This window comes from Shewanella eurypsychrophilus (assembly GCF_007004545.3).
Classification (GTDB): domain Bacteria; phylum Pseudomonadota; class Gammaproteobacteria; order Enterobacterales; family Shewanellaceae; genus Shewanella; species Shewanella eurypsychrophilus.
In genome coordinates, this window is sequence record NZ_CP045503.2 from 1,993,342 (window position 1) to 2,015,602 (window position 22,261).

Consider the following 22,261-nt stretch of genomic DNA (forward strand, 5'->3'; position numbering starts at 1 on the left):
CATGGATACAAAAGATAAACAACAAGATTCAACACAGGATAAAAAGTTATCTGGTCATTTTCAGAATCGTCTGGTGGGTGTCATCGTTTTTGTTGCATTAGGTGTGATTTTCTTACCCGATGTGCTTGATGGTAAAAAGGTGCAGCAAGAGGAACAATTCGCTGAGATCCCATTGCGTCCAGAGGTCGCTGAATTGACTCTGCCGCTTGATGCTATTCAGGCGGTTGATCTTAGCGAGCAACAGCAAGCGCTCGCTGCCCAAGAAAGTACAGATGAAGCCTCTGAAGTGAAAACCACAGCTAGTGACAGCGAATGGAAAATCGTAGAAGAGACTGATAAGCCCGTCATACAGACTGCGAAGCAGAAATCTGCAGTAAAACCTGTCAGTAAGCCTGAGACTAAACCGACTAAAGAAACACCGACTCAAGTATCTTCCGCTTTTACCTTACAACTGGGCAGTTTTAATAATGCGGCCAATGTAAGAGGGTTAGTCAGTAAACTAAGAGCTGGAGGTTTCAACGCCTATACCTTGCCAGTGTCACCCGTTGACGGCAAGTTGACCAAGGTATTTGTGGGTCCAGAGATCTCCAAATCTAAATTAAAATCACTGCAACCAGGTGTGGAAAAGTTGACCAAACTAAAAGGTAGAATTGTCGCTTATAGCCCAACGGCTTCTTAAGCAAAAACAGTGGTTGGAGATCGAAACAATAAATTACCTCATTTGGGGGTGAGAATATGCTCGGTCTCTGTTAAAATCCCGCCGTCTTAACCCTATGCCGGATTATCATTAAATGGTTTGGATCGATTACGCCATTATCACTGTTATCGGAGTCTCGACTCTCATCAGTCTACTTCGAGGTTTCGCCAAAGAAGCCATGTCTTTAGTCGTCTGGTTTGCGGCTTTTTTTGTTGCGAGTCAGTTTTATCAAGACCTCGCCGTTTATCTCACCCAAATGCAAGACGAAATGCTCCGTAATGGCGTCGCTGTTGCTATTCTTTTTGTTGCAACACTCATCCTTGGGGCACTCATTAATTATCTTATTGGTCAACTGGTCGAAAAAACCGGTTTATCTGGCACAGACCGAGTGCTTGGTTTGTGTTTTGGCGCGCTAAGAGGCGCCTTAATCGTCAGTGCGTTACTGTTTTTCATGGATGCGTTTACGGGCGCACCCAATACGGATTGGTGGCAGAGTTCACAACTCGTGCCCGAATTCGGCGTTGTTATCCAGTGGTTTTTTGACTACATAGAAAACACGTCAAGCTTTGTACCCAAAATATAAAATGCATAAAGCATTAATAAGTTTAGCTTAAGTCGATTCTTACTTTTGCGACTAAAAAATTATAATTATCAGAACATCTTACAATGAGGAATCTCCCCCATGTGTGGTATCGTCGGAATAGTTGGCCGGTCATCGGTTAATCAGCCTATCTATGATGCATTAACTGTACTTCAGCATCGCGGACAAGATGCTGCTGGTATCGTGACTGTTGATGGTAATGCGTTTAGATTACGTAAAGCCAATGGTCTGGTAAAAGACGTATTTGAAGTTAAACATATGCAACGCCTGCAAGGGAACATTGGCATTGGCCATGTTCGTTACCCTACCGCAGGTAGTTCAAGTGCATCTGAAGCTCAACCTTTCTACGTTAACTCTCCATTTGGTATCTCATTAGCCCATAACGGCAATTTGACCAATACCGTAGAGTTACACGAGCGTTTGCTGAAGCAGCGTCGTCATGTGAACACAACCTCTGATTCTGAAGTGTTGTTAAACCTGCTGGCTGATGAGCTACAACAGTGTAAAAATCAAAACTTAAGTGCCGACGAAGTGTTCGATGCCGTGGCGAGTGTACACGCATTGACTCGTGGTGCGTACGCTGTGGTTGCCTTGATCATAGGTCAAGGTATGGTTGCTTTTCGCGACCCATTCGGAATTCGTCCTCTGGTTCTAGGTAAGCAAGAAACAGAGCAAGGCATCGAATATATGGTTGCTTCTGAGAGTGTTGCTCTTGATGCCGTCGGCTTCGAACTCATGCGTGATGTGGCTCCTGGTGAAGCGGTATTCATCACTTCAGACGGTGAGCTCTATACACGTCAGTGTGCTAAATCACCGAGCTATGCGCCGTGTCTGTTTGAGTTTGTTTACTTCGCACGTCCAGATTCGACCATAGATAAAGTGTCTGTGTACGGTAGCCGCGTTAACATGGGTGCTAAGCTAGGTGAGAAGATCAAGCGCGAGTGGGAAGATCATGATATTGATGTGATTATTCCAATCCCTGAAACCTCATGTGATACAGCACTTGAAATTGCCCGTCATCTTGAACTGCCATATCGCCAAGGATTCGTTAAGAACCGTTATATCGGTCGTACCTTTATCATGCCTGGCCAGCAGGAACGTAAGAAGTCTGTTCGCCGTAAGCTCAATGCGATAGGGGTTGAGTTTAAAGGTAAGAATGTACTGCTGGTTGATGATTCTGTGGTTCGTGGTACTACCTCTGAACAGATCATTGAGATGGCGCGTGAAGCCGGTGCTAACAAGGTGTATTTTGCCTCTGCAGCACCAGAAATACGCTTCCCTAACGTCTATGGTATCGATATGCCAACGGCGAGTGAGTTGATTGCTCATGGTCGTGATGTGGACGAGATCAGTAAGATGATTGGTGCCGATGGCATGATCTTCCAAGACCTTGAAGATCTGGTTGATGCGGTTCGTATGGAAAACCCAGAGATTAAGAGTTTCGAAACATCGGTTTTCGATGGTAACTACATCACTAATGATGTAGATCAGGATTATCTGGACCACATTACTCAGTTACGTAATGATGATGCTAAGGCCAACCGCAGCAAAGATATCGGCACAAACCTAGAGATGCATAACGTTTGTCATCCATAGACGTTAGTCTGCTAGGGGCTCTAAGGAGCTATTAAGTGTCATAAAAGCCGACGTCTCATTGTGAGTGTCGGCTTTTTTATTGTTCAAATTTAGGGGAATACAGATGGTTCAACAAAGCAGTTATTCAATTGGCTTAACTGGCCAAGCATGGGGCGAGTCTGAAAAAGCACAATGGCTGAAAGCACAAACGATCAAACGTTCTTATCAGCAAGAGGTAGCGGCTAAAATTGCGCCACTGGCTGAAGACTTTCAAGTCGTTCAATATGGCGCGTTGTCTTACAATCCAAACGAATATCCCTTATTTGTGGTTAAGTCAAAGCAATGGAGTGAAGATAAGCCCACAGTACTAGTCACTGGTGGCGTGCATGGTTATGAAACAAGTGGCGTGCAGGGTGCGATACGCTTCTTGCAAACCAAGGCTAAGGAGTATCTGGACCGATTTAATATTCTGGTTGCCCCGTGTGTGAGTCCTTGGGGATATGAAACTATCAATCGCTGGAATCCAAATGCCGTCGATCCAAATCGCTCATTTTATCCAGAAAGCCCAGCTGAAGAGTCAGCGGCTTTAATGACCTATATCGCAGATTTAGGCATTGAGATCACTGCGCATATCGATCTACACGAAACCACAGATACCGATAATTCCGAGTTCAGGCCTGCATTAGCCGCCAGAGACGCGGTTGAGCACAGCAATTGGAATATTCCTGATGGTTTTTATCTGGTCGGTAATACCGAATTGCCAGTCAATGATTTTCAAACTGCCATTATTAGCTCAGTGGAAAAAGTCACCCATATTGCGCCGGCGGATGACTCGGGTAAGTTAATTGGAGTGCAATTAGCGCAATTTGGCGTGATTAACTATGCGACTAAGGCGTTAGGCTTATGCATTGGATTCAGCGATAGCGTTTATGCGACAACCACAGAAGTGTATCCTGATAGCCCTAAAGTGGATGATGAAAACTGTATTTTAGCGCAAGTAGCTGCCATAACTGGTGGATTAGATTATATTCTGCCGCTTGCTTAATCCCTGACTCAAAGCAAAGGTTGAGCACGACAAGTCAGGATAGTTTTAGCTTGATGATGAGAAGTGCTTTTTGTGCATGCAGCTGTAATTGCTGATGGATTAGATTACATCTTGCCACAAGATTAATGCAACGGAATATATAGAAATAAAGAACGCGTTAATGCTATGCAAAGTTAACGCGCTTTCATTTATATCAAGGCCATCATGCTAAGTGAACGCACCAGACCAACATCCAGATGGCAAATAATAGACTCGCGGCGCGCTTACTTATGGTGTGCCCCATACTCAATCCGATCAATGTACTGATACAGGTTAATGCAATCTGCATTGTCACCAATAGCATCAACTCGAAGATCTTATTGTCGGTGATCAATGGGGTGATCAGTAACGCAACTGCCGTCACCATAAGGAAATGATAAAGCAATAATTTATCTAGGCTACTGCCGGTTGCCGTTGTAGTTGCTATCATTATCCACCTCTTTATCTGTAAACTAATTATTAAATGATACCTAATTGATAATCATTCTCAATTAAATTTACACAGAAAGGGCTTTTTACCTCGGCTATTTGCATCAAGTCATTGCAGCCAAATGCACTTTAGTCTAAAGTTACTGGTAATTTGTACAGTAGTTTAAGTCCACATCTATGATCCTCTATATTGCTGAAAAACCATCACTTGGCCGTGCGATTGCCGACGTCTTGCCTAAGCCTCATAAAAAGGGTGATGGTCATATTATGGCTGCCAACGGTGATTGTGTATCCTGGTGTATTGGTCATCTGTTAGAGCAAGCTGAGCCTGATAGCTATGATGCGGACTATAAGTCATGGAAATTTGAGCATCTGCCTATTATTCCTGAAAAATGGAAAATGAAACCTAAACCTAAGACCCGCAGTCAGCTGACTGTGCTGAGAGGCCTAGTTAAAAAGGCGTCTCGGTTGGTCAACGCAGGCGACCCCGATAGAGAAGGGCAATTACTGGTCGATGAGGTGATTGCACATTTGGGCGTGAAGGGTGAAAAGCTCAATAGCACTCAGCGTTTACTGATCAGCGATCTCAATCCCCAAGCCGTTAAACGGGCACTCGGTCAGATGAGGAGTAACCGAGAGTTTATTCCGCTCTCTACATCGGCACTGGCTCGCTCACGAGCCGACTGGCTCTATGGTATGAATATGACCCGAGCCTATACGCTGCAGGGGCGTAAGGTAGGTTATCAGGGAGTGTTATCGGTAGGACGAGTGCAAACGCCTTTATTAGGCTTGGTGGTGCGCCGTGATGAAGAGATTGCCAATTTTGTCTCTAAGCCCTTTTATGAAGTGTTGGCCAATCTTACTACGGATCAAAACGAAAGCTTTAAAGCGAAATGGCACCCCAGCGAAGCCTGTCAGCCTTATATGGATGAAGAGGGCAGAGTGCTGGCGAAAGGCTTGGCACAAAATGTGGTTGACCGTATCACCGAACAGCCGGCAGAAGTGACCCAAGTGCTTGCCAAAGACAAGCAACAAAATGCCCCCTTACCTTATAGTTTATCTTCGCTGCAGATTGATGCGGCTAAGCGGTATGGCTTGAGTGCTAAAGAGGTGCTTGATACCTGTCAGGCTTTGTATGAAAGGCATAAACTGATCACGTATCCACGATCGGACAGTCGCTATTTGCCTGTGGAGCAGTTTTCTCAAGCGCATCAGGTGATTAAAGCCGTGGTTTCTGGGGCTGCAGAGCTGATAGACAGGTGTGATAAGCCAGATCCAAAAATTAAATCTAAGGCGTGGAATGACAGTAAAGTCGATGCGCACCACGCGATTATTCCTACTGAGAAAACCGCAAATTTATCCAGTCTTAATCAGCGTGAAAAACAAATCTACCTGCAAGTCGCACGGCAATATCTTGGTCAGTTTTATCCTCCCTACCTGTACAGTGAAACAGAGGTACAGATATTAATCCAAGGTGGCTTGTTTAAGACCAAGGCCAAGCAGGAAAGAGCATTAGGTTGGAAACAGCTTCTTGGCCGAAGCAGTGAAAAGTCTGTTTCAAAAGCAGACTCAAGAGATAGCAATGAAGAGGACGAACTCGCCAAACAGAGCTTGCCTCTGCTCAAGAAAGGTCAAGGATTGCAGTCAGGACAAGGAGAGTTGATAGAGAAAAACACCCAGCCACCTAAACATTTCACCGATGCAACCTTGCTCGGCGCAATGACAGGTATCAATCGTTATGTCATAGATCCTGAGATCCGCAAAATCTTGAAAGATACAGATGGTCTTGGCACTGAGGCGACGCGTGCTGGGATTATCGAATTACTGTTTAAACGCACGTTTTTAGTCCGGCAGGGTAAGTCTATTTTGGCTACAGATGTAGGTTCTGGGCTAATCAATAGCCTGCCGATGAGCGCCACCACGCCTGATATGACCGCATTGTGGGAGAGAAATCTCGATGCGATCAGTCGTAAAGAGGCGAGATATGCCAATTTCATGAGCCCGCTAGAGGACTCGCTCAAGGGGTTGATAGCTCAAGCAGGGGCTCAACTGCCGACCTCTTTGCAAGGGGTTAAAGCACCGCAGTCTAGTTTTAAAAAACGGCGCTACACCAAGAAGAAAAGTACCAAAACGACAAGCAAAAGAGCCTAGAATCTATTTTGATTTTTACTATTTAAATCATCAAATAAGGCTTCACGGATTGTTTTGTATCTTGCTGCCAGCTGTCGATTGCGTTTATATACTAAAAATAACGGTTCGTTGACTATTTTACAGGGGCGATGAATAAACAGTTGCTCCTTATGAGCAAAGTTATCCAATGCACTCTTGGGTAACACGGTGAACCCAATTCCAACAGAGATAGGCAGCAATATCTGGCTTAGCTGGTTGACATAGGTGGCGGTTGGCAATTCATCGATATTAAGCTTTGATAATTCACTGTCGCCACAAAGATCAAAATACAGTGACAGATAATGCTTTGCATCCGGGTGCTTAACCACACCACATGCTTTGAGTGATTCTGCTGTGACTTGTTTATCTTGATATTCTCTAGGCAAAATTAGGCACAGAGGTTCATTACCAATATTTACTGAATGAAACTGACTGGATTTAGGTGCTTGGGTTACTATGCCTAAATCAGTGATCCCATTTTGTATATCATTGAGTATCTTGCCATTAGGCGCTGCTTCTAGATGAGTGATAAGCGCTTTATGTTGAGCCTGTAACTTGAGTAGTTTTGGGTAGATCTGTAAGGCTAAGGCACCGGAGCAAGACATTTTACATAAGCCAGAATAGGGATCATCGAAACGTAAACGTTCAAATAGCTCAGCTTCATTACTCGCTAGGCGCAAGGCAAAATCATATACTTGTCGTCCTTGCTCCGTGAGTTCAAAGCTTTTTTTGTCACGATTTATCAGAGAATGGCCGCAGGCTTGCTCAAGTTTCTTTATATGCTGACTGACACCTGGCTGGGTCATGTAAAGCCTATCGGCAGTTTGGGTAAAATGCCCAGTGTCGATCAATGTCTTAAAGGTGTGTAGCCAGCTAGGGTTCAACATAAATTAGCTCAAGTAGATCAATAACAAAAAGTTATTATAATAAGAAATATTGATAATTTCTAATTGTTAAAATTGAAAGCTAAATCTATTTCATATCTCGATATTGATTGCTCTTAGCATCATAGCTAAACCCGGCCTCATTGAGGGTTTTCTCTAGATGCTCACTGCAGATATCCAGATCGTAAAACAACGCCGCTTTATCTTTACAGTTGTGCCTTAAATGTTCGTTAGCTATGCCGAGTAAAACTTCGGCAGATAAGCCTTCTAAGTTAAGTGACATCATTTTACACCTCGTCAATTTTGACTATTTGGTAGTGGCATTGGTTAAGTATGTCACTCTTTGCTATTGGTACAAGATTCTAGATGTAAAAAGACTTGTAGCCCACATTGACGCACATTCGAGCCAGACTACACTTAGCACTATTAATAGCCCTGTTTAACTATTTTCTCAGCAGATCCCATTTGTGGTTAACGGCGAAATTATACCAATCTGGATAAGTCAGTGTTCATAACCTAGCTATCAGCGGTTTTAACAAGTAAGAGTGATCAAGTCTGTATGTAGATCGGTATTAGGAGTGGAGATGCTAAACAAGTTTATAGTCAGTCTTATGGCTGGTATCTGTTTACTCTCCTGTGAACGGCAACAAGATAGGCAGTACCAATTGCATTTTTCTGATACTTCAGTGGTTGAACAGGTCAGCTATATTTTTGGTATTCACCCTTTGCATAATCCCCAACGTCTGTTTGAGATATTCAATCCCTATATACAGTACCTGTCAGATAACATTGAGGGGGTCAGTTTTACGCTTGAAGCCTCACGTAACTACGCTGCATTCGATGAAAAACTCTACTCAGGTAAGTTTGATTTTGCACTGCCCAACCCCTTCCAAACGTTTAATGCCATGAGTAAAGGTTATCGAGTCTTTGCCAAGATGGGCGATGATGAAAATTTCAAAGGGATCATCTTAACGCGCAAGGACAGTGGCATCGACAAGGTTACTGATCTTAAAGGCAAGGCGGTAAGTTACCCTGCACCGACAGCATTAGCGGCGACGATGATGCCTCAATACTACTTACAAACTCATGGTGTTGACGTGATGTTAGATCTGGATAATCGCTATGTGGGATCGCAAGAGTCCTCAATCATGAATGTGTACCTAAAACAAACAGCGGCAGCTTCTACTTGGCCACTTCCGTGGATTGCGCTGTCTAAAGAGCGGCCAGAGTTAGCCCTGGAGTTAGAGGTGAAGTGGTCGACGCCACCTCTGATAAATAATGGCCTAGTCGTTAAAGATGAGATCCCTAACAAGATTGTTGAGCAGGTAGCTAACTTAACTGCTGAGCTTCACCTTCATCCTGAAGGAATGGTCATGCTTGAGGCGATGGCGTTAAGCCGCTTTGAACTGGCCTCCAATGAGGATTACCAGGTTGTTGATCAGTTTCTAATCAAATTTAGTGAGCAGGTAAGGCCAATAAATTGAGCAAGATATAAGCCCTTAATGGCGAACTTGATGGAGTAAAATCGGAACAAGATGCTTTTATCAATTAAACAGTTCTGGACCAAATCAATTACCAGGCAGCTGATTTTAGGCATGGCATTGACCCATGCCTGTTTGATGACGATTTTTGTGTTTGATTTAGTCCATCGCCAACAAACGTTTATGGTATCTCAGAGTCAAAAGCAGGCTATTGGCTTAAGTAACACTTTAGCAGCCAATGGTGTCTCCTGGGTGCTTGCTAATGATGTTGTGGGTATTGAGGAGATCATTGCATCTCAATCTGACTTTCCCGGACTCACTTACGCTATCTTGCTAGATATGAATAACCGGGTTATTGGGTTTACCAACAGAGAGAAAGTGGGTCAATACTTAGATGATCCTATCAGCTTATCGCTGCTAGATTCCCCATCAGTGAGTAAGATACTTGTTGATAATCATCAGTTTATCGATGTGGCTTCTCCCATTATTTTCAATGAGCAGCAGATAGGTTGGGCTAGAGTAGGCATCGACAGAAAAGAGATAACTAACAACCTAAAATTAGTGACTAGAAATGGACTGTTATACACGCTATTAGCGATATCGGTTGGGGTTATTTTTGCCTATCTAATGGGAAGAGGGTTAACACAAGCTATACGCACTTTAGTTGAGTCAACCAATCTAGTAGAGCGTGGTGAGAGTGATGTGGAGTTTACGCTTGAGAGATCAGATGAATTGGGCCAACTGAGTAAGTATCTAGATAAAACGGTAAAAACCTTAGCGATGAATGAGGTGAGTCTTAAGCAGAATCAGCGCATTCTCGAGTCTCAAGTTAGGGATCGTACGTTTAAATTAGAGCAAGCCAATATAGAACTAACGGCGTACAGCCAAAGGGTCAAAGATGAGAAAGATAAGTTAGATCAAGCTTACCATCAGCTGAAAGCGCTTCAGCAGCAGTTGATAGAATCTGAAAAGTTATCTGCATTAGGCTCATTGGTTGCAGGTATTGCCCATGAGGTGAATACTCCCTTAGGTGTTGGCTATACTGGCATATCAGTGCTGCAAGAACAGCTTGATATTTTACATAAGCATATAGTCGATGAGACGCTAACAGCGGAAGATATTACCGAGTTCCTCGAGCACTCTAATGAAATTGTAAGCCTTATCTCTAAAAATATGCAGCGAGCCACACAGCTAATTAAGAGCTTTAAGCAGATTGCTGTGGTACAGACTTCAGCAGCACATTATGAGTTTTCATTGAAGGAGATTGTTGATGATTGCGTGCTAAGTTTGAATAACAAGCTTAAGCAAAAATCGATTAAGATAGACATTGATATCGATGAACAACTACGCATTGACTCTGAACCTGGACCCTTTGCTCAGGTGATCAGCAACTTTGTGATGAACTCGGTGATACATGGCTTTGAGGGGCTCAACACTGGTGTGATCTTGATTCATGCCTCGCTGACTGAGACTGAGCTTACTATCGCCTACAGTGATGATGGTAAAGGGATGAGCAACGAAAATGTCAAGAAGGTCTATGAGCCCTTTTTCACCACAAAAATGGGTAGTGGCGGCAGTGGTCTCGGGATGCACGTGGTTTATAACATTATTACCCAAAGATTTAATGGGCAGATAAATTGCAAAAGTACCCTAGGTGAGGGAGTGTCGTATAACATTATCATTCCTATCTCTGCGCTTTAACACCAAGCTTAAAAACAGTCACTTCATTCATCACCATACCGTCTCTGGTATACAACGATATTTAATTTTTAACACGATATTTCGTGATATTGATTTGCGATATATCGTGTTTGACCGATCTATCTCCTAATTACTTGTTGAATTCACCTCTATTTACCCTATGGCATACAAGATGCTTTTTCCCACTTAGTTTTCAATGTTTAAAGGCGCTCAAATCAAATTTAGCGTCTATCAATATAATAAGTAAGGGAAAGATGTGATGAAAAAGAAGGTATTAGCGCTATTGGTCCCAGCCTTGCTAGCTGCTGGAACAGCTCAGGCTGCTGAAATTTATAAAGATGACACTAACAGTATTAACATGATGGGTTGGCTGGGCTTTGCGGCACTTAATGATGGCTCTGATACCGCCGTCGTTGATAACTTCTCACGAATTGGCTTTAGGTTTGACCGTCAGGAGAAAAATGGTTGGCGCAGCTTTGCTCATACTGAGTGGGGCATCAATATGGTCACCAGTGATGACAGCCTCACTTATGAAGGCGGCCAGTTAGGCGCAGAGAAGAGCTCAGATTTTCTATTTAACCGTTTAGGTTATGTTGGGCTTGCACACGACAAGTGGGGAAGTCTAACTTTTGGTAAGCAGTGGGGGGCCTATTATGATGTTGCCTATACCACTGATGTACTCAATGTGTTTACGGGTTACTCAGTGGGTGCCTACACCTTCGGTGATGGTGGGCTAACAGGTGCTGGCCGCGCAGATTCATCGTTTATCTACCGTAACTCCTTTGGAGGTTTAGATATTGCACTGCAGTATGCAGCCAAGCAAAATGGCGATGTGGCTCTGTTTGACAAAGAGGGTATGGCGCTAGATGATGGTTCGAACATCAGTTTCGATACAAGCTATGGTGCAAGTTTAACCTATCACTTTACTGACAAATTTAAGGTGTTAGCGGGCTTTAACCGTGGTGATTTTGAAGGCAGTCTAGCGGGTGTTGAAGTTGATGATACTAATGAGATCATTGGCGTAGGTGCTCAGTACGGATCATTTTATCAATATGCACCTAACCGTGAAGCCGATGGACTCTATGTCGGTGTTAACGCACATCAAAGTAAGCAAAATGAGCTAGTTGCAGGCCAGTTATATGACTCTACTGGTGCAGAGTTCCTTGTGGCTTATCAATATGAGAATGGATTCGTACCGAGCTTTTTACTCTCATACCAAGATCTCGATACTGATGAGAGCACGGCCATAAAAGGGCAGTGGACCCGCCAATTTGCAGTGCTAGGCCTACACTACCGATACAGTAATGACACTGTGATGTTTGCTGAAGCTAAGCTAGATTTCAGTGAGATGGATGATAAGAGCTTTGAAGCGCTTCAAGATAACAGTTATGCGATAGGTATTCGGTACTTCTTCTAAATACCAATCGGTAAAATCCCGAACGATACGACATAAAAAACACCTCATTTGAGGTGTTTTTTTATGGTTGAAACTTACGATGATGAGTGCCTTGGACTAATACCAACTGGAATAAAATCGATCGAATAAATTAATACTATCAACAGATCCCAAGCTTCTTCATCTTACTGCGCAGGGTATTGGGGTTGATATCTAATAGTTCTGCTGCGCCTCCGGTTCCGTAGAGTTTTCCGCCAGTTACGCGCATCGCATGTTCGATATATTTACTGATCATGATGTCCAGTGGTACCAGTTTATCTGAGGCATGGCTAGGGTCTATGACTATGGTCTCGCCTGAACTCGTTTCGACAGCTTCTTCACTTTTGCTAGCTGAGATAAAGTCAAAGTTCAGCGGGCCTTGGGGAGATTGAATAATGGCTCTTTCAAGTACATTCATTAATTCACGAACATTGCCAGGCCATTGATAACTATTGAGTGTATCTAGCTGCTCTGTGGAGACTCTAGGCAGCTTGCTTAGGTTAAATTTAGCGCTGAGTACTTCTAAAAAGTGTTGTACGAGTATGGGAATATCTGAACGTCGCTGTCTTAAAGAGGGGATTTCAATGGGAAATATAGCTAAGCGATACCAGAGGTCTTCTCGAAACTCACCACTGTGTACCATGGCTTGTAAATTTCTGTGGGTTGCGGCTATTACCCGAATATCGAGCTGCACACTGTTGTGACCGCCAACCCTCGTGATCGTACTGTTTTGTAATACTCGCAGTAAACGGACCTGAGCTGAAAGAGGCAACTCACCAATCTCATCAAGGAAAATAGTCCCGCCGTTAGCCTGTTCAAAATGACCTGCTTTACGCTTTTCAGCTCCTGTGAACGCGCCTTTCTCATAACCAAACAGCTCCGAGTCAATCAGAGTCTCTGGAATAGCGCCGCAATTGACCTTGATAAAGGGTCTGCTTGAACGGGAAGATTGCTCATGAACGGCATTGGCAATGACCTCTTTACCGCAGCCTGTTTCCCCTTGTAACAGGACGCTAGTATTAAGCTTTGCTATCGCCTCAACCTGATTCATCACTTTTTTCAGTCCTGCATTACCACCCACAACGCCATTGGGAGTAAAGATGACGCGCTTGAGTGAACGGTTCTGCTGAGTCAACGCTTGATTCAACATCAACAGGTTTCTGTCTTTAAGGTTAAACGCCGTGATCAAGGAGAAGGTCTGCATATGTGGCTCAATCATATCGGCATGCTTAGTCTTAAAGACCCCGACAGTTTTTGAATAAAAGCCAACTATACCTAAATGGGTGTTTCCCGAAACCATTCTCATTAAAATCAGAGATTTAATACCGGGTATGACCTTAGGGGCAACAAACTGAGTCACGCTATCTAATGAAATGTCATTGACGATTCTGATGACGGGACGGTCAGCTTGTTGTAATAACTGCTCCATCTCTTTTGAGATAGGCACTTGGTTCTCTAAAGGCGTCGCTAACTGATCATTTACATGGGCAAGAAACTGAATGTCACTGAACTCAGGTCGATAAATATTGAGGAAGATCCCATCGATAGGCAAAACTTGCTTGATTAGCTCAAAGTAACTTTGCAGTGATTCCTCTAGCTGCAAACTGCTACATAGACGTTGAGTTGCGTTGTAATAGAATTTTCTTTCCATTGATATTTCATATTAACCACGAAGTTTCGTGATTGTAGATCATTATATATCGTGATTCTGTGTCCCTCTTCAAACAATCATTTCTCTACACCTCTTTTTAGGTAGTTGGCATGCCTGCTGCACTTAGCACAAGTATCAGCAGAAAAGAAACCAGCTAAAAACTAATAAGATTAGTGAGTCTATTTTCTTTTCAAATTAATACGTTGAATGCAATTTCTAGTACTAGTTCAGAGTAAAGCAGAATAAGAAGAGGGACGATGAAACATGAGTGAAAAACAGAAGATGGATCACAGTCGGCGTCAGTTATTAAAGGGAGGAGCCGCTCTCACATTAGCTGGAATAGGTGGCGCAGCGACCTTACCTGTTATGGCAGGAACCCAAGGTAAAGTGCAGACTAAATTTGATGAAATTGTCGATATTATCGTTATCGGCAGTGGCTTTGCTGGTATGTCTGCAGCGCTTAAAGCTAGAGAGTCGGGTGATAGCGTGATGGTGATCGATAAGATGCCAGTATTTGGTGGTAACTCGACCATCAATGGTGGCGCTATGGCTGTTGCTGGTTCTCCACTGCAGAAAAAAGAGGGTATTGAAGACTCTGTCGATACTATGGTCGCCGACATGTTAGAAGCTGGCAGGGGGATGAATGATGTTGAGATGCTCAAACTTGTTTGTAATGGCACCGCTGAGTCCTGTGAATGGCTAACCGAGCATGGGGTTAAGTGGAAGCCTTTTGTACAGCATTTTGGTGGTCATTCACTGCCGCGTGTTTTGCAGACGGTTGAGAGCTCTGGTGCTGGCATTATTCGTCCTTTGATCAAGGCGGCGAAGAAGGCGGGTATCGATATGCGAAATCAGACCAAGCTCGAATCTTTCGTAAAAAATGATGAAGGACGTGTGATCGGCATTAAGGTTCGAGATGGCTTTTATTTTCCCAGAAATAAAACAGGTAAAGTACGCCTGTTTGGTGCAAGTAAGGGAGTGATAATGGCCACTGGAGGCTTTGGGCGAGATATCGAATATCGTCAGATGCAGCAGCCCAAATTAACCAAAGAGTTAGATTCAACAAACCATGCCGGTGCGACTTCAGAAGCCTTGAAACAGATGATGTTAATCGGGGCCAACCCTATTCATCTCGATCAAATTCAGCTTGGCCCGTGGGCATCTCCTGATGAGAAGGGCTTCGGCACTGCATCTCAGTTCAATACCATCGCTACTTACCCAAGCGGCATCGTCGTCGACTCTCGTACTGGTGAGCGCTTCTTTAATGAGTTAGCCGACAGAAAGGCCCGTGCTGACGCCATCATGACCCGCCGCGATGAGCAAGGCAATCCTGTATACCCGATAGGTTTTACCAATGCCGAAGGTGCTAAAAAAGCGCAAACATTAGCTTGGGGACTTAAGTATAAGGTGATTCAACAGGCGGAAACCTTAGATGAGTTAGCCCAGCTTTATGGCATTCCAGCAAAAGCGCTTAAAGAGCAGGTTTCACGCTGGAATAAAGCGGTATCGGCAGGTAAAGACAGAGAGTTTGGCCGTCCGATGCAAAAGGCGATGAAGTTAGATCAAGGCCCTTGGTATGGGGTGCGTATGTGGCCAAAAGTGCACTATTGCATGGGCGGCGTGCGGGTAAATACGCACTCTCAGGTACTGCATCTTATCACTGATAAACCTATCGAAGGTTTGTTCGCAGCTGGTGAGGCAACAGGTGGTATTCATGGGGCTAGTCGCCTCGGAGCCTGCGCCGTTGCCGAAGGTGTGGTAACCGGACGAAATGCTGGCCAGATGTGTACTCAGTCTAAGCGAGTCGAGCTAGCGCAAGCCTAGCGACTCCTTTGATAGCTAATAAATTTTAATCGTTTCAGATGAAACGTAATGGATAGACAGATGAACAATAACAAACAGATGATTTTGATTGCCGCTGCACTCAGCTTACTTTCTGGCAGTGCGTTGGCAATGGACAGTGTGATACTCGATGGTCAGCATTTGACCCAAGCTCAAGCGTGGGAGATTGCCGATGGCGCTGAGGTTAAAATTGCTAATCAGGCAAGAAAGCAACTGGGTAAGGCGCATTCACTATTGATGGATGCTGCTAGGCTCGGAAAGCCGGTGTATGGGCTTACTGTTGGGGTTGGGCTGAATAAAGATCATAAACTTTTCTCGGCCAATGGCGAGCTAAGTGAAGAGGTGATGAAGGCATCTAAATCCTTTAACTACAGCACGCTACGTGCTCACAGTGCAGGTATTGGTAAAGCGATGCCAGTACGTCTGACTCGCGTTGCTTTAGCGGTTAGGCTTAATACTATCTTGTCGGGTCATACTGGTGTACAGCCCTATGTGGCCGATCTCTATCAGGCTTACCTAAATGAAGGCATTACCCCTATTATTCCATCAAGAGGCACGGTGGGCGAAGCTGATATCTTACTTTCGTCTCATGTTGGTCTTGCCATGATAGGTGAGTGGGATGTGATGTATAAAGGTAAGCGCGTCAGCAGTGCTAGTGCAATGAAAGCGGAAGGCATCAAGCCATTGGACCCAGTGGGTAAAGATGCGCTCTCAATCCTCTCGAACAACTCAGTTGCTGTTAGTTATGCAATGAAAGGTTACCGAGACGCCGCCAAACTGATTGAAGTAACGCCAACTGTGTTTAGCTTAAGCCTTGAAGGACTTAACGGTAATATTGCGCCGTTCCTGCCACAAACTAACAATATTCGCCCCTTCCCATATATCAAGGAGGCCACATCAGAGATCTTAGCCGCGCTTGATGGCAGCTACCTGTGGGATGTTAATGATGAGCGCTCGCTGCAAGACCCATTAAGCTATCGTACTACGGCTTACACCTTGGCCAGCGCCAAAGATGCACTGTTTGATTTAGGCAATGTCATAGCCATTCAGATAAACCACTCAGATGATAACCCTGCCGTTGTGATGGGCAATACTGCTGATTATTCGCAGCACTCTCAAGTGAGTAAGTATTTGGTTGAAGGCAAAGGCGGCGTGTTCCCGACCACGAACTTTGAGCCCCTCCCAGTTGCGTTAGCCACGCAGCAGTTAAGCATCGCCTTGACTCATCTGTCTCATAACAGCGCCATGCGCACAATACACTTGTCAGATGACCACTTTACTCATCTGCCACGCTTCTTGAGTGCACCAGGTAATAATGGTCATGCCTTTGGTGCAATACAGAAAACATTTGTTGATATGCAAGTACGCAATAAGAGGTTGGCAAACCCTGTATCGTTCGACGGTATTGCCATTGCGGGTAATATCGAAGATACCTTCACTAACCTTAAGTTAGCCTCTGACAACCTTATTCAGATTGTTGATAACACCAATGTAATGTATGGACTCGAGTTACTGCACTCTACTCAGGCCATCGACTTGAGAAAGCTTGCAAACAGTCAGCTGAAGTTAGGTAAGGCGACTCAAGCTATGTACCAGGCTTATCGCAAAGAGGTGCCATTTGTCAGTGTGGACCGTCCGTTTACGCCAGACATTAGCGCTTCTCATACCTTTATCATCAACTATTAATCAACCGATTAGTCACTAAAGTTAATCAAGTGGGAGGTCACACTCCCACTTTGAGACTTTGTAGGATCCAAAATGTTTAAAAACTTATCAGTGCTCTCATTGAGCCTTACACTTGCCTTTTCCTTAGCGACGATATTTGCACCTTCAGCGAATGCGATGAAATTAAAAGATTATCATAAAGAGATAATGACAGATGAGAGTGGCCAAGTTGAATGCGCAGCCTGCCATGGAGATGTGAAACGTAAAACAATTCCCCAAGTCAGTGCATGCGAAAGTTGTCATGGCAGCGCAGAGGATGTGGCAGCACTCACTCAGCGCCCAGCAGATGCAGGACACACCGTTGAGCCAAATCCACATGACAGCATGCATTACGGTACAGACTTAGCCTGTACTTACTGTCATCAGGAGCATAAACAGAGCAAGGTATATTGTAATCAATGCCATGAGTTCGAATACCCAAGTATGAAGCGTTAAACCGTAACACTATTACATTCCCTCAGGGGGGAATTATGAGTTACTGCTAAGCTTTATCGTCTCGGTTCAAAGCTCACAACTCAAAGCTCAAATAGCAAAGGGCGGATAATGATTATCCGTCCTTTGTGCTTAAGATAGCTTCATCATCAATTTTGTTGAGTGAGTAAGCCGTTTGATTCACTATCACGTCTAAAACGCCAACTCTCAGAAAGTAAGAATAACGCTGGAGCGAAAACAAGAATCGTCGCGATGGAAAAAAGAGTACCGAAACTGAGGCTTATTACCATTGGAATAAGGTATTGGGCTTGAGTGGAGGTTTCAAATAACAAAGGTGCTAGTCCGAGCGTTGTCGTCATCGCAGTGATAACCACAGGTCTGAAACGGCCTAAGCTCGCATTTATGATGGCATTTTCAATATCAACACCGCGATGCAACTGCTGTTTTACCTCTAATAAGAGCACAAATGATCCATTTAACACTAAACCCGACAGAGCGATCATGCCAAATAAACTCATCACACTAAAGCTCTGATTTAATATGATATGACCGAGCATTGCGGCTGCCAAACACAGGGGGATCACGCTCAGTATTAACACGGCATCAAGGGTGCTTTTGAAATAAATCGCTAAAAATGAAAATACCATAAACAGGGCCAGCATGACGCCGGTCATCAGCTGCGAATTGACTTTTCGTTCGGTACGCGCACTGCCTCCCATTTCAGCCGTGACGTTGGGATATTTTTGCATTAAGGCGGGTAATATTGAATCTGATATTTGCGTGGTGATCAACGAAACATTGACCTTGCTCCGAATGAAGCTTGCACTGACTTCCACCTGCTCGATACCGTCAACTCTGTCTATTTGGCTCGCTGACCAAATAGGCTTAATATCGGCAACTTGCTTGAGTAACACTTGTTCTCCACTGGGAGACACGATCAATAGGTCGCCTAAGGTGTTGACTTTAAATTGTTCATTACGATGGCGCATGACGCGGATTTTTAGCTCTTCACTATTCTGAATTTGCCTTTTAACCTCGTCTCCATAAAAGCTATTGCGAACTAAAGCGCCTAAACTATCACTGTCAAAGCCCATCATGCTGCCACGCGCATTCACCATTAAGGTGTACTCGAGCTGGGCATCGATAAGCCCGCTGTCTATGTCGATCACGCCTTCAATAAGTTGCAGTTGTTGCATGAGTTCAAAGGTGGCTTGCTTTAATGACTCACTGTCATTGGCACCCAGCTCGATAGAGAGCTCTTTTCCGCCGCCAGGCCCCACTTCAAAATCGAAGAAGAGTGATTTAGTGCCTGCTAGCTCACCTATTTCCGTGCGCCATGTATCAACAAATTCCCTAGCGGTATAGTCGCGTTCAGTATCTTCTACAATTTGAAAGGTTGTTGAAGCGGAACTGCCATGAATGGAAACCATAATGTGCTTATAGCTATTGGGTTCGTTTAGACGAGCAAAAGCACGAACTCCAGCAGCTTCAATCAAGGCCATAGTCTGCTTCTTATCACTCAGGGCTGCACCTGCGGGGAACTCGACTTCAGCATCGATGCGTTGGGATTCCACTTTTGGCACAAAGCCTGAGTCAACACGGCCAGAGTTTACCCAGCTAAAAGTGATCAGAGTCATAGAGACAAAAAAAGCTAACACGCTCCAAGGCTGATTCAAGCTGGTTTTTAGCAGCTTTTTAAAATGACTATCGCGAAGTGTTTCAAATGCGTGAAAGCACTGCTGTTGAAAGAGGCCTAAGCGTCCAAGTTTTCTTGGTTTTCCTAGCTGCTTGAGGTGATAAGGCAATATGAACAGTGCCTCGACTAAGGATACCGTGAATATAGCGAAAATGAGCAAAGTCATCGGCTTATACATGACACCTAGCTCACCGGGTACAAACAATAATGGCACAAAGGCGATAATATTTGTCACGACAGAGAAGCAAACAGGGACGGCCATTTCGCTCGCACCTTGTTTGAGTGCTGTATCTATATCCGCACCATTTTGAATTTTTTGATAGATATTTTCTGCCACGATCACAGCGTCATCGACCAAGATCCCTAAGGTAATAATAAAGGCAAACAGGGTGATCATATTCAATGGAATATTGAGTAGGGGCATCAAAGACAGCGAGCCGATTATCGCTATGGGTATTCCCATGCAAACCCAAAAAGCCAAGCGCATATCGAGGAAAAGTGATAGGGCAATAATCACTAAAATCATGCCGATTAAGCCGTTATTCAATAACAAATCAGTTCGCGTTTGAAAGGATTGAGCTTGGTCATCGAGTACCGTTAACTCTGCGCCTGAAGGAAGAGATGCTTGGTATTGGGTGACAAATGTTTGTATATCACTGCTGAGCTTAATTGGTTTGGCTTTTTTACTCTGGTATATCACCAGCATGACGCCGGGTTGACCGTTAACTAAAAATGGCGCTTCTTGTTGAGAAAATCCAAAACTGATGTTGGCGATTTGCCCTAATGTGATCTGTGCACCGTCGGGTTGCGACAATATATTTATTTGGCTGAAATGGGATATTTCATCTTTTCGACCTAAGGTACGAATGAGAATGTCACCGGCATTAGTACTGATGCTGCCCGCTGAGATATCGGTGACTTCAGCGGCTATTTTTTGGGTTATTTGCGCTAATGTGAGTTGATATTGATAGAGCTTATCTTGAGTTATTTCTATGATGATCTCTGGCTCTCTGACGCCTTCGAGCTCAATTTTGGCAATATCAAACTGGTTCAGCAGCGCATTTTTAAGTCGTGTGGCTTCTTGCCTTAAGGATGTTTCGCTTAAGTCACCATAAAGCCCGAACTCAACTAATGAATCTAGCTCCTCAACTAAGGATATTTGTAGTGGCTCCATACTGGCTGGGAAGCTATTGATCCCATCAAGGTCATTTTTTACATCTGCAATCACACTGTCGGCATCAACACCATCATTTAAGGTGAGCGTTATTGTGGCTGTTCCTTCAATGGCAGTGGCTGAGATGCGGTCTATTTGAGTATTTTCAGTCAGGCTGTGCTCTATCGGCAGCACAATACTTTGCTCTATCTCCTTTGGCGAAGCACCGGGAAAGTCGGCACTGATCTCAATTTCATCGACTTTGAATGAGGGGGAGGTTTCTTGGACTATGTTGCCAAAGGCATAAAGACCCGATATGACAATAGCGACAGTCAGTAGGTTGACTGCAATGGGATTATCGATCATCCAACTAATGAGTCGGTTGAGTATAGAGTCAGCTTTTGTCTTGGACGCTGATTGGCAAGGCTCTGTTAATTTCTGCATTAGACTCCCCCTACCACTCGAACGTTCAAACCTGCTTGCGGTGAGTGCATTTTACTAATAATAAGCTGTTCATCATCGGCAATAACGTTATGTATCACAGCACTCGATTGATCTTGAGACAAGATGGTTATCGGTTTGCGTTTAAGTGTGTTGTTGGCACTGACCAACCAAATATTATGGTTATCAATGGCAGATAACGGCACATTCAGCGTGTTTTCTATTGGAGTAAACAAGAATCTTGCTTCTACAAAGTCACCGATAATAAGCGAGGTGGGATCTTTCAGATCGGCTTGATACTCAGCAAATACCTTTTGAAGTTGTATCTTGCTATCTAGCATTGGAAAAATATGGCTGACATAAGCCTTCACTGTGCGCTTGGTATCCGGTTGGTAGAGCGAGATAGCTTGGCCGGTTGTTACACGTGAAGCGACTTCTCTGGGTAGGTAGATGGGGACGCGCAGTTGATTGATTTCAATCAGCTTGGCGATTTCATCACCTTTGACTAAATAGTCTCCCTGGGAGACAGTTCTTGATTCAACGGCATAGTGTTTATCACTTGACCATTGGCTGCGCTTGAGATCTCTGGCGGCAATATTCATTGAGTTATGGGCAATGTTTAGTTGCGCCTTAGCTTGGCTTAATTGAGGCTTACGCAATAATAATTCCAGATTTAATGACCATTGGTTTTCATTAAAGTCATTTAACATCATCTGATAATCTTTCTCAGCGATCCTTTGCTCGCCTAACTCCAGCGCGAGCTGAGCGCTTGCTATCTCCACTTCAGCCTGTCGTTGTGATAATACCGCCTGTAAATCCGCTGGGTCTTGTTGAAAAGCGCTATCGCCAATATTGAGTATCCCACCTTCGATAAGATTGTTAGCAAGATAGCTGAGTTGACCATCAACTTGTGCGGTCAGTGTCAGCGTATTCTTGGCTATGACAGTGCCGTAGGCTGTATAGCTTGGAGTGAATGCTCCCTTATCGACCTGCATGACGTTAACGCTGATTGCTGTTTCGGTATCAGCCTTGATTGATGGAGAAGGCGCTGTGGCATGAATGATAAATGAAATAATCGCGGTGAAGGCGATAAAAAGCACTGGTATAGCTTTGGGCATAGCACGGCTGGCTATGAGTAAATTAGCGGAAGGTGTTTTGCAATTTATTGTCATTGATTTAATACCTGTACTGTACGTGAACACTTGCTCTGAGGAGAATTTATCAACAGCTAAAATCTGGCAAAGGGCTATCTATGATTGGACAGA

The 22,261-nt window shown here is 44.2% G+C and carries 17 protein-coding genes; 11 read left to right on the forward strand and 6 right to left on the reverse strand.

The genetic code is table 11. The annotated features are described in order from the left end of the window. Position 1: 1 nt before the first annotated feature. From dedD to FM038_RS08375, 4 genes are all read left to right on the forward strand, one after another. Positions 2-679: a cell division protein DedD gene (gene dedD / locus FM038_RS08360; protein ID WP_142872817.1), complete on the forward strand. Its 678-nt coding sequence runs from the start codon at positions 2-4 to the stop codon at positions 677-679. Between the two features lie 112 nt (positions 680-791). Continuing rightward, positions 792-1,280, forward strand: coding sequence for a CvpA family protein (locus FM038_RS08365; protein ID WP_142872818.1), 489 nt, complete (start codon positions 792-794; stop codon positions 1,278-1,280). Positions 1,281-1,379: 99 nt separating this feature from the next. Beyond that, positions 1,380-2,894 (forward strand): amidophosphoribosyltransferase, encoded by a 1,515-nt coding sequence (gene purF, locus FM038_RS08370; RefSeq protein ID WP_142872819.1) that lies wholly within the window; start codon positions 1,380-1,382, stop codon positions 2,892-2,894. 103 nt (positions 2,895-2,997) lie between these two features. Beyond that, the gene (locus tag FM038_RS08375; RefSeq protein WP_142872820.1) at positions 2,998-3,918 is read left to right on the forward strand and encodes a M14 family metallopeptidase; all 921 of its coding nucleotides are present in this window, start codon (positions 2,998-3,000) and stop codon (positions 3,916-3,918) included. A 202-nt stretch (positions 3,919-4,120) separates the two neighbouring features. Here FM038_RS08375 and FM038_RS08380 read toward each other — a convergent pair whose 3' ends face one another. Next, the gene (locus tag FM038_RS08380) at positions 4,121-4,387 is read right to left on the reverse strand and encodes a hypothetical protein (RefSeq protein ID WP_142872821.1); all 267 of its coding nucleotides are present in this window, start codon (positions 4,385-4,387) and stop codon (positions 4,121-4,123) included. A 176-nt stretch (positions 4,388-4,563) separates the two neighbouring features. Here FM038_RS08380 and FM038_RS08385 point away from each other — a divergent pair, with 176 nt between their 5' ends. Continuing rightward, entirely contained in the window at positions 4,564-6,537 is a 1,974-nt protein-coding gene (locus FM038_RS08385; RefSeq protein ID WP_142872822.1) for a DNA topoisomerase III, read from the forward strand. Here FM038_RS08385 and FM038_RS08390 read toward each other — a convergent pair. Further along, positions 6,534-7,442, reverse strand: a complete 909-nt coding sequence (locus FM038_RS08390; protein ID WP_142872823.1) for a LysR family transcriptional regulator — start codon at positions 7,440-7,442, stop codon at positions 6,534-6,536. The two genes, FM038_RS08385 and FM038_RS08390, sit on opposite strands and share 4 nt — an antisense overlap. Before the next feature lie 85 nt (positions 7,443-7,527). Further along, positions 7,528-7,722 (reverse strand): DUF4250 domain-containing protein, encoded by a 195-nt coding sequence (locus FM038_RS08395; protein ID WP_336512796.1) that lies wholly within the window; start codon positions 7,720-7,722, stop codon positions 7,528-7,530. Between the two features lie 301 nt (positions 7,723-8,023). Here FM038_RS08395 and FM038_RS08400 point away from each other — a divergent pair, with 301 nt between their 5' ends. The 3 genes from FM038_RS08400 to FM038_RS08410 all read left to right on the forward strand — a co-directional run bounded on the left by FM038_RS08400 (position 8,024) and on the right by FM038_RS08410 (position 12,038). After that, positions 8,024-8,923 carry a phosphate/phosphite/phosphonate ABC transporter substrate-binding protein gene (locus FM038_RS08400; protein WP_142872825.1) on the forward strand — a complete coding sequence of 300 codons (900 nt, stop codon included), beginning with the start codon at positions 8,024-8,026 and terminating at the stop codon, positions 8,921-8,923. Positions 8,924-8,974: 51 nt separating this feature from the next. Then, complete coding sequence (locus FM038_RS08405; protein ID WP_142872826.1) at positions 8,975-10,621, forward strand: ATP-binding protein; 1,647 nt, start codon at positions 8,975-8,977, stop codon at positions 10,619-10,621. A 259-nt stretch (positions 10,622-10,880) separates the two neighbouring features. Then, positions 10,881-12,038, forward strand: a complete 1,158-nt coding sequence (locus FM038_RS08410) for a porin (protein WP_142872827.1) — start codon at positions 10,881-10,883, stop codon at positions 12,036-12,038. A 139-nt stretch (positions 12,039-12,177) separates the two neighbouring features. On the opposite strand, the gene FM038_RS08415 is transcribed toward FM038_RS08410, so the two are convergent. Further along, positions 12,178-13,707 carry a sigma-54 interaction domain-containing protein gene (locus FM038_RS08415; protein ID WP_142872828.1) on the reverse strand — a complete coding sequence of 510 codons (1,530 nt, stop codon included), beginning with the start codon at positions 13,705-13,707 and terminating at the stop codon, positions 12,178-12,180. A 264-nt stretch (positions 13,708-13,971) separates the two neighbouring features. Between FM038_RS08415 and FM038_RS08420 the strand changes: the two genes are divergently transcribed. The 3 genes from FM038_RS08420 (at position 13,972) to FM038_RS08430 (ending at position 17,709) form a co-directional block, all read left to right on the forward strand. Beyond that, positions 13,972-15,531 (forward strand): flavocytochrome c, encoded by a 1,560-nt coding sequence (locus tag FM038_RS08420; RefSeq protein WP_142872829.1) that lies wholly within the window; start codon positions 13,972-13,974, stop codon positions 15,529-15,531. Between the two features lie 60 nt (positions 15,532-15,591). Then, positions 15,592-17,235: an HAL/PAL/TAL family ammonia-lyase gene (locus tag FM038_RS08425; protein ID WP_142872830.1), complete on the forward strand. Its 1,644-nt coding sequence runs from the start codon at positions 15,592-15,594 to the stop codon at positions 17,233-17,235. 72 nt (positions 17,236-17,307) lie between these two features. After that, positions 17,308-17,709 (forward strand): cytochrome c3 family protein, encoded by a 402-nt coding sequence (locus tag FM038_RS08430; RefSeq protein WP_142872831.1) that lies wholly within the window; start codon positions 17,308-17,310, stop codon positions 17,707-17,709. A gap of 146 nt (positions 17,710-17,855) precedes the next feature. On the opposite strand, the gene FM038_RS08435 is transcribed toward FM038_RS08430, so the two are convergent. Beyond that, complete coding sequence (locus FM038_RS08435) at positions 17,856-20,999, reverse strand: efflux RND transporter permease subunit (protein WP_142872832.1); 3,144 nt, start codon at positions 20,997-20,999, stop codon at positions 17,856-17,858. Beyond that, positions 20,999-22,168 carry an efflux RND transporter periplasmic adaptor subunit gene (locus FM038_RS08440; protein WP_142872833.1) on the reverse strand — a complete coding sequence of 390 codons (1,170 nt, stop codon included), beginning with the start codon at positions 22,166-22,168 and terminating at the stop codon, positions 20,999-21,001. The genes FM038_RS08435 and FM038_RS08440 overlap by 1 nt, the downstream gene beginning before the upstream one ends. Positions 22,169-22,261: the final 93 nt, after the last annotated feature.

What these genes read in the sequence shown, in the direction of transcription:
- FM038_RS08420 (WP_142872829.1), top strand. Translation starts at nt 13,972, where the DNA reads ATGAGTGAAAAACAGAAGATGGATCACAGTCGGCGTCAGTTATTAAAG.
- dedD (WP_142872817.1), top strand. Translation starts at nt 2, where the DNA reads ATGGATACAAAAGATAAACAACAAGATTCAACACAGGATAAAAAGTTA.
- FM038_RS08385 (WP_142872822.1), top strand. Translation starts at nt 4,564, where the DNA reads ATGATCCTCTATATTGCTGAAAAACCATCACTTGGCCGTGCGATTGCC.
- FM038_RS08395 (WP_336512796.1), bottom strand. Translation starts at nt 7,722, where the DNA reads ATGTCACTTAACTTAGAAGGCTTATCTGCCGAAGTTTTACTCGGCATA.
- FM038_RS08430 (WP_142872831.1), top strand. Translation starts at nt 17,308, where the DNA reads ATGTTTAAAAACTTATCAGTGCTCTCATTGAGCCTTACACTTGCCTTT.
- FM038_RS08365 (WP_142872818.1), top strand. Translation starts at nt 792, where the DNA reads ATGGTTTGGATCGATTACGCCATTATCACTGTTATCGGAGTCTCGACT.
- FM038_RS08435 (WP_142872832.1), bottom strand. Translation starts at nt 20,999, where the DNA reads ATGCAGAAATTAACAGAGCCTTGCCAATCAGCGTCCAAGACAAAAGCT.
- FM038_RS08425 (WP_142872830.1), top strand. Translation starts at nt 15,592, where the DNA reads ATGAACAATAACAAACAGATGATTTTGATTGCCGCTGCACTCAGCTTA.
- FM038_RS08380 (WP_142872821.1), bottom strand. Translation starts at nt 4,387, where the DNA reads ATGATAGCAACTACAACGGCAACCGGCAGTAGCCTAGATAAATTATTG.
- FM038_RS08410 (WP_142872827.1), top strand. Translation starts at nt 10,881, where the DNA reads ATGAAAAAGAAGGTATTAGCGCTATTGGTCCCAGCCTTGCTAGCTGCT.
- purF (WP_142872819.1), top strand. Translation starts at nt 1,380, where the DNA reads ATGTGTGGTATCGTCGGAATAGTTGGCCGGTCATCGGTTAATCAGCCT.
- FM038_RS08440 (WP_142872833.1), bottom strand. Translation starts at nt 22,168, where the DNA reads ATGACAATAAATTGCAAAACACCTTCCGCTAATTTACTCATAGCCAGC.
- FM038_RS08405 (WP_142872826.1), top strand. Translation starts at nt 8,975, where the DNA reads ATGCTTTTATCAATTAAACAGTTCTGGACCAAATCAATTACCAGGCAG.
- FM038_RS08415 (WP_142872828.1), bottom strand. Translation starts at nt 13,707, where the DNA reads ATGGAAAGAAAATTCTATTACAACGCAACTCAACGTCTATGTAGCAGT.
- FM038_RS08375 (WP_142872820.1), top strand. Translation starts at nt 2,998, where the DNA reads ATGGTTCAACAAAGCAGTTATTCAATTGGCTTAACTGGCCAAGCATGG.
- FM038_RS08400 (WP_142872825.1), top strand. Translation starts at nt 8,024, where the DNA reads ATGCTAAACAAGTTTATAGTCAGTCTTATGGCTGGTATCTGTTTACTC.
- FM038_RS08390 (WP_142872823.1), bottom strand. Translation starts at nt 7,442, where the DNA reads ATGTTGAACCCTAGCTGGCTACACACCTTTAAGACATTGATCGACACT.